The sequence below is a fragment of the Oscillibacter sp. CAG:155 genome (genome assembly GCA_000436875.1).
GTDB lineage: Bacteria > Bacillota > Clostridia > Oscillospirales > Oscillospiraceae > Oscillibacter.
Genome location: FR890851.1, coordinates 1 through 2,072 on the forward strand (window position 1 = coordinate 1; position 2,072 = coordinate 2,072).

3 protein-coding genes are annotated in these 2,072 nt (G+C 59.9%); 2 read left to right on the top strand and 1 reads right to left on the bottom strand.

Translation table 11 applies throughout. The annotated features are described in order from the left end of the window. Positions 1–134: 134 nt before the first annotated feature. Both QZL67_RS02230 and QZL67_RS02235 read left to right on the top strand, forming a co-directional pair. Positions 135–1,067 carry a GTP-binding protein gene (locus QZL67_RS02230; protein WP_022289151.1) on the top strand — a complete coding sequence of 311 codons (933 nt, stop codon included), beginning with the start codon at positions 135–137 and terminating at the stop codon, positions 1,065–1,067. Between the two features lie 155 nt (positions 1,068–1,222). Further along, on the top strand, positions 1,223–1,807 hold the full coding sequence (locus QZL67_RS02235; RefSeq protein ID WP_022289152.1) for a helix-turn-helix transcriptional regulator: 585 nt from the start codon (positions 1,223–1,225) through the stop codon (positions 1,805–1,807). Positions 1,808–1,852: 45 nt separating this feature from the next. Here the strand turns inward: QZL67_RS02235 and QZL67_RS02240 are convergent. Beyond that, positions 1,853–2,072 (bottom strand): hypothetical protein (locus QZL67_RS02240; RefSeq protein ID WP_292919696.1); only part of this gene is annotated, 220 nt, incomplete at its 5' end.

Here is a 2,072-nt window from a genome sequence, read left to right on the forward strand (position 1 = left end):
GTGCCGGAGGAGCACGACGTTCGGACGGGCCACCCCGACTACACCGGCCGGCTGTGCGTCATCGGCGCCGAGCTCAAGGAGGACAAGCTGGCAGAGCTGTTCGGCCTGTAAACGGGAAAGGAAACAACGGTACTATGGCTGATATTCCTGTCTATCTCATCGCCGGCTTTCTGGACGCCGGCAAGACCAATTTCATCAACGGCATTCTGGAGGATGGCTTCGCCCGCCAGGACCGGACGCTGCTCTTATGCTGTGAGGAGGGCGAGGAGGAATATAACCCCAAGGCCCTGGACAACGTGACCGTCATCACCATCGAGGATGAGGAGGAGCTCAAGTGCTCCTACCTCAAGGAGCTGGAAAAGAAGTACCGCCCCCAGCAGGTGCTCATCGAGTACAACGGCATGTGGCAGATGGAGCGGCTTTACCGGGAGGTACTGCCCGCCAACTGGGTGCTCTATCAGATCATGACCATGGTGGAGGCCAGCACCTTTGACCTCTACGCCAAGAACATGGGCCAGCTGATGATGGAGAAGATCACCAACGCGGACATGCTGGTGTTCAACCGCTGCACGCCGGAGCTGCGGGATTCCCTGCGCAAGCGGAATCTGCGGATGGTCAACCGCCGGGCGGACATCTTCCTAGAGAACGTGGACGGCTCCAGTGAGGACTACCTCACCGGCGACGAGTGTCCCTTTGACCTCAATCAGGACGTCATCGACATCCCGGACGACGACTTCGGCGTGTGGTACGTGGACGTGATGGACCATCCCGACCGCTACGACGGCAAACTGGTCCACATGAAACTCATCATGTGCCACTCCAAGAAGTACCCCGGCATCCACTGCCCCGGCCGCTTCGCCATGGTCTGCTGCGAAAATGACGTGCAGTTCCTGGGCCTCATCGCCAAGGGCGACACCCTGGACCAGTATGAGAACCGGGACTGGATCGAGGTCACCGCCAGAATGAGTGCCGAAAAGCACAAGGCGTACAAAGGCGTGGGCCCCGTGATGAACGTCCTCTCCGTGGCCCCCTGCGAAAAGCCCGCCCAGGAGGTCGTCACCTTCTGAGGGCATCAAAGCGCAGTACAAATTGTAGAATCTTATCAAAATACGCCTCTCTGTATCCCGCAGAGAGGCGTATTTTTCCCACCGCGGTGTGGGTCTACGCAGCGGCGGTTGTCCCGGGCGGTAAAATCCGCTATGCTGTTGGAAGAGGTGAGCACATGGACTATCCAAAAATCGGCGCCCTGATCCGCCGCCTGCGGCAGGAGCGGAAGATGACCCAGCGGGAACTGGCACAGACGCTGGGCCTGAGTCCCAAGACCGTCAGCAAGTGGGAACGGGGACAGGGATTCCCGGATGTGAGTTTGCTGGAGGCTCTCTCCGGTGCGCTGCACGTCAATATCCCCGCCCTGCTCTCCGGTGATCTGGCGGAAAACCAGCTCACAGGAGGATCTATGAAGCAAATGCGATTTTTCGTCTGTCCCGTCTGCGGGAATCTGACCTTTTCTTCCGGCGGAGCCGCTGTCTCCTGCTGCGGCCGCCCTCTGGAACCCCTGACGCCAAAAAAAGCAGCGCCAGAGGAGGCACTGCGGGTGGTGGAGAGCGACGGAGACTGGTATGTGGAGAGCAGCCATCCCGCCAGCAAGGACAATTACATCTCCTTCCTGGCCCTGGTGACCGGGGAAATGCTGCTGGTACTGCGGCAGTATCCGGAGTGGGACCTCCACGCCCGCATCCCCGACAGGCCCCACGGAAAGCTGGTGTGGTACTCCACCACCAGGGGCCTTTTCTACCAGCTCGTGTAAAGGGAAACCCCTCCACATTCTGCGGAGGGGTTTCCTCGTTTTTATTCAGGACACCTGGACGGCAGTGCCCTCGACGATGCTGCCATCCAGGGGCGCTCCGTTTTTATCCAGGAGCTTCTCCGGACAGGAGCTGATGTCGCTGGTATCTGGCAGGAGGAAGATGTCCAGCACCTGTCCGCCCGCAATGGGGCAGGTATAGGTGATGCCGCTGTTTTGGAAGGTGTAGGACGCGGCTGCCGCCGGCAGTTCTCCGCCGCAGAAGATG